This window comes from Brevundimonas sp., from assembly GCF_031082345.1.
Lineage (GTDB): Bacteria > Pseudomonadota > Alphaproteobacteria > Caulobacterales > Caulobacteraceae > Brevundimonas.
This window is the reverse complement of the sequence record NZ_JAVHLH010000234.1, coordinates 1-4,470: the sequence shown is the minus strand read 5'-3', so window position 1 is coordinate 4,470 and position 4,470 is coordinate 1. Positions and strand designations below refer to the sequence as shown.

6 protein-coding genes are annotated in these 4,470 nt (G+C 72.4%); all 6 read left to right on the top strand.

The annotated features are described in order from the left end of the window. On the top strand, positions 1–487 hold a 487-nt coding region (locus RDU12_RS12930), incomplete at its 5' end, for a transglycosylase SLT domain-containing protein (RefSeq protein WP_308684992.1). After that, positions 484–786 (top strand): TrbC/VirB2 family protein, encoded by a 303-nt coding sequence (locus RDU12_RS12925; RefSeq protein WP_292029749.1) that lies wholly within the window; start codon positions 484–486, stop codon positions 784–786. The genes RDU12_RS12930 and RDU12_RS12925, both read left to right, overlap by 4 nt. Beyond that, a complete protein-coding gene (locus tag RDU12_RS12920) occupies positions 786–965 on the top strand; it encodes a hypothetical protein (protein WP_300292720.1) in 180 nt (59 codons plus the stop codon). Before RDU12_RS12925 ends, RDU12_RS12920 begins: the two co-directional genes overlap by 1 nt. Continuing rightward, positions 958–1,308: a type IV secretion system protein VirB3 gene (locus tag RDU12_RS12915; protein ID WP_300292718.1), complete on the top strand. Its 351-nt coding sequence runs from the start codon at positions 958–960 to the stop codon at positions 1,306–1,308. The genes RDU12_RS12920 and RDU12_RS12915 overlap by 8 nt, the downstream gene beginning before the upstream one ends. After that, positions 1,301–3,676: a VirB4 family type IV secretion/conjugal transfer ATPase gene (locus tag RDU12_RS12910; protein WP_308684988.1), complete on the top strand. Its 2,376-nt coding sequence runs from the start codon at positions 1,301–1,303 to the stop codon at positions 3,674–3,676. The genes RDU12_RS12915 and RDU12_RS12910 overlap by 8 nt, the downstream gene beginning before the upstream one ends. After that, on the top strand, positions 3,673–4,407 hold the full coding sequence (locus RDU12_RS12905) for a type IV secretion system protein (RefSeq protein WP_292029762.1): 735 nt from the start codon (positions 3,673–3,675) through the stop codon (positions 4,405–4,407). Before RDU12_RS12910 ends, RDU12_RS12905 begins: the two co-directional genes overlap by 4 nt. Positions 4,408–4,470: the final 63 nt, after the last annotated feature.

Genomic DNA, 4,470 nt, shown 5'->3' with positions numbered 1-4,470 from the left:
CGACGCCGCCCGGATCGCCCGCGGGCTGCTGGCGCGGGGCGCCAACCTCGACCTCGGCCTGGCCCAGATCAACAGCGCCAACCTGGCGTGGCTCGGCCTGTCGGTCGAGGCGGCGTTCGATCCCTGCCGCAACCTGTCCGCCGCCGGCGTCGTGCTGCGCGCCGGCTACCGGCCCGCTCGGGACGGCGACCGCCAGGCGGCGCTGCGGGTCGCCCTGTCGCGCTACAACACCGGACATCCCGAGCGTGGCGTCCGCAATGGCTATGTCGCGCGCGTCGAGCGCGCCGCCGTCGCCCTGTCGCTGGCCCCGCCCGCACCCGCCTCGGACACCGCCGCCGCCGAAGCGCCGGTCGTCGTTCTGCCTGCGACGCCCAGCGCCTCCTCCCGGACGCCGGAGACGCCGGCCTGGGACGTGTTCGGTCGCGCCCGCTTCAGCGCGACCCTCGCCTTCGCGCCATCCGAACCCAGCTGGAGAGACCCGAGATGACCCCTCGCCCCGCCCGCGCGCGCCGCGTCTGCGCCACCGGCGCCATCGCCGCCGCCGCCACCCTGATCTTGGTCCAGCCGGCCTTCGCCTCGGCCAATGTCGAGGGCCTGCTGCAGAACGTCGTCGACATGCTGACGGGCAACACCGCGCGCCTGCTGGCGGTGCTCGCCGTGGTCGTCGTCGGCATCCTGTGGATGTTCGGCCTGTTCGACCTGCGCCGGGCGGCCATCGTGGTGCTGGGCATCGTCGTCGTCTTCGGCGCCGCCGAGATCGTCAACCTGATCACGGGCGGCGCCTGATGGAGCCGTTCGTCCCCTGGCTGGTCACCGCCGGCGCGGCCGTCCTCGGACCCGGACTGATGCTGGGCCTGCGGCTGATCTCCCCCGGCCGCTTCGCCCGCATCGTCGCCGGCCTGCTGACCGGACTGTTGCTCGGCTTCGTCGCCGCCCGCCTCGCGCCGGGAGGGCCACATGGCTGAGGCCCGCCTGATTGAGGAGAAGCTGATCGAGGATCCGCTTTTTCTGGCCTGCACCCGTCCGGCCATGGTCATGGGGGTGCCGATGGAGGCGATGGGCGTCAACCTCATCGTCTCGGGCATCGTCTTCCTGGTCGGCGGCAGCCTGCTCTATCTGCTGGTCGCCCCCGCCGTGCACCTGGTGTTCCGCGCCATCTGCCGGGCCGACCACAACGCCTTCCGGCTGCTGCTCGTCCATGTCGACACGAAGGGCCGCGCGCGCAACGGCGCCCTGTGGGGCGGCAGCTCGGCCTCGCCCCTCCCCCTGGCGAGGCGCTATCGTCCGGTGGAGCTGACCCGTGGCTGAGGGCGGTGTCTCCGTCACGCGGCTGCGGCGCGAGGGCGAGGTGCGCCCGAACCTGCCCTATGCCCGCCACGTCAGCGACCACGTCGTCGCGCTCGACAGCGGCGCCCTGATGATGGTGTTCCAGATCGACGGGGCCAGCTTCGAGACCGCCGACGCCCGCGATCTCAACGACTGGCACGTCAAGCTCAACCAGGCCTGGCGCAACCTCGCCGATGAACGTCTCGCGGTCTGGCACCATGTGGTCCGGCGCGAGGCCGCGCCCCTGCCATCCAGCGGCTATCGCTCGACCTTCGCCGCCGAACTGGGCGCGGCCTATGACGCGCGGATCGCCGAGCGGCCGCTGCGGGTCAACGAACTGTTCGTCACCCTCGTCCTGCATCCGGGCCGGGACGCCGGGGACCGGGCCGCCGCCCTGCTGAAGCGGCTGAAATCGGCCCGCCGGGACGGGACCGAGGCGCTGCACGACCACATCCGCCGTCTCGAGGAGGCCGGGCGCGATCTGGTCCAGTACCTCGGCCGTTACGCCCCGCGGCGGCTGGGCCTGTCCGAACGGTCGGGCCTGTGGTTCTCCGAACCGCTGGAGGTGATGCGGCTGGTGTTGAGCGGCCGCCGCTCCGCCGTCCCCCTCGTCCACGGCCATCTCGGGTCGGCGATCTACACCGTCCGCGCCATCTTCGGCCGTGAGACTCTGGAACTGCGCGACGTGTCGGACGCCCGTTACGCCGGCGTCCTGGCCATCAAGGAATATCCGGCGACGACCCGCCCTGGCCTGTGGGACGCCCTGCTCAGCGCCCGGTTCGACTTCGTCGCCAGCCAGTCCTTCGCCTTCCTGTCCAAGGCCTCCTCCCGCGCCGTGATGGAGCGCAAACAGAACCAGATGGTCTCGGCGCGCGACCGCGCCGCCTCCCAGATCGTCGGCCTGTCGGAGGCGCTCGACGACCTGGTCAGCAACCGGTTCGTCATGGGCGAACACCACGCCTCGGTGCTGGTGCACGGCGACACCCCGTCGGCCCTGGCCGATCATCTGTCGCGCGCCCGGGCCGTCCTGGCGGACTCCGGCCTGGTCGTGGCGCGCGAGGACCTCGGTCTGGAGGCGGCCTTCTGGGCCCAGTTCCCCGGCAATTTCGCGCGCCGAACCCGGCCCGCGGCCATCACCTCGCGCAATTTCGCGGCGCTTGCGCCCTTCCACGCCCATCCGGTCGGCAAGGCGCGCGGCAACCACTGGGGCGAGGCGGTGGCGACCCTGCGCACCACCGCCGGCTCGCCCTTCCACTTCAACTTCCACGTCGGCGATCTCGGCCACACCTTCATCTGCGGCCCGTCCGGCTCCGGCAAGACCGTGGTGCAGAACTTCATGCTGGCCCAGCTCGAACGGTTCGACGCCCGGCAGCTGTTCATCGACAAGGACCGCGGCGCCGAACTGTTCGTGCGCGCCTGCGGCGGGACCTATCTGGCGCTGCGCAACGGCGATCCGACCGGCTTCGCCCCCTTCAAGGCCCTGGCTCCGTCGCCCGCCAATCGCGCCTTTCTGGTACGGCTGGTGCGCGCCCTCGTCGCGCGGCCGGACGAGACCCTCGGCGTGGCCGAGGCGCGCGCGATAGACCAGGGCGTTGCGGCGCTGGAGGCCCTGCCGCGCGAACGCCGCTCGATCGCCGCCCTGCGCAGCCTGCTCGGCCAGGGCGACGCCGGCGGCGTCGGGGCCCGGCTCGAACGCTGGCAGCGCGGCGGACCTCTGGGCTGGGTGCTCGACAATGACGAGGACGCCCTGACCCTGGACGCGCGCTTCGCGGGCTTCGACATCACCCAGTTGCTGGATCACGACGAGGTCCGCACCCCGGCCATCCTCTATCTGTTTCACCGCATCGCCGAACGCGTCGACGGGCGCCGGCTGGTTCTGGACATCGACGAGTTCTGGAAGGTGCTGGGCGACCCGGCCTTCACCGACCTGGCCCAGGACGGGCTCAAGACCTGGCGCAAGCAGAACGCCTTCATGGTGTTCGGGACCCAGTCCCCGGCCGACGCCCTGCGCTCGCCGATCGCCCACGCCATCCTCGAACAGTGCGCGACCAAGATCTTTCTGCCCAATCCGCACGGCCAGGCGCGCGACTATGTCGAGGGCTTCGGCCTGACCGGGGAGGAGTTCCGGCAAGTGCGCGAGGTTCTCGTGCCCGGATCGGGCCGCTTTCTCGTCAAACAGGGCCACGACAGCGTGGTCGTCGAACTGGACCTGGCCGGGCTGGACGACGCCCTCGCCATCCTGTCGGGCCGCACCGAGACCGTCGCCCTGCTCGACCGCCTGCGCGGCGAGACCGGCGACGCCTACGCGCAATGGCGCGATCCCTTCCACGCCCAGAGGAGACTCCTGTGAAAACCCGCTCCCTGCTCGCGGCCCCGGCCGCCGCCCTGGTCCTCGTCCTCGCCGCCGCGCCGGGGGCCCGGGCCCAGCAGATCGTTCACGATCCCACGTCCTACGCCAAGATGGTCGAGGAGGCCCGCACGGCCCTGCAGCAGCTCCAAGCCCTTCAGGCCCAGGTCGAACAGGGCCGTCAGCTGTTCGACAGCCTCAACGACCTCTCCGACGTCAATGCGCTGGCCGGCGCGCTCGGCCTGCCCGAGGTCCGCAATCCCCTGCCAGACCTGGCGGCCCTGCGCGCCGCCGCCGACGGCGACCTGTCGGCCCTGGGACGGCTGGCCGAACGCGCCGACGCGATCCGCGCCGAACACCGGCTCTATACGGCGCCGTCCGGCGATTTGCCGGCCGCCGAGGCCTGGTATCGCGACAGCCTCGAACGGGCCGGAGCGCGCGGCGCCCGCGACCTCGCCGTCGGCGAGGCGATCGGCGAGGCCGCCGACCAGAGGCTGGAAGGTCTGGAAACGCTCAGGCGCGCCCTGGACACCGCCCCCAACGCCCGTGCGGTGATGGACCTGGAGGCGCGGCTGGCCGCCGAACAGGCCTTGATCCAGAACGAACAGGTCCGGCTGCAAGGCCTGGCCCTGACGCGGGACGCCGAGGCCCGGCTGGAGGAACAGCGCGCCCGCGAACGGGCCGAGGCCGCCCGCGCCGCCCGCCTGGACGCCTATGAGCGGGCCTTCCGGTGAAACGCGCCGTCGGCCTCGTCCTCGACGCCCCGCTCCGGCGCGGTGCAGCCGCACAGGGCCGCG

Bases quoted from the DNA above. Each gene is read 5' to 3' on its own strand.
- RDU12_RS12925 (WP_292029749.1), top strand. From the start codon at position 484: ATGACCCCTCGCCCCGCCCGCGCGCGCCGCGTCTGCGCCACCGGCGCC.
- RDU12_RS12920 (WP_300292720.1), top strand. From the start codon at position 786: ATGGAGCCGTTCGTCCCCTGGCTGGTCACCGCCGGCGCGGCCGTCCTC.
- RDU12_RS12915 (WP_300292718.1), top strand. From the start codon at position 958: ATGGCTGAGGCCCGCCTGATTGAGGAGAAGCTGATCGAGGATCCGCTT.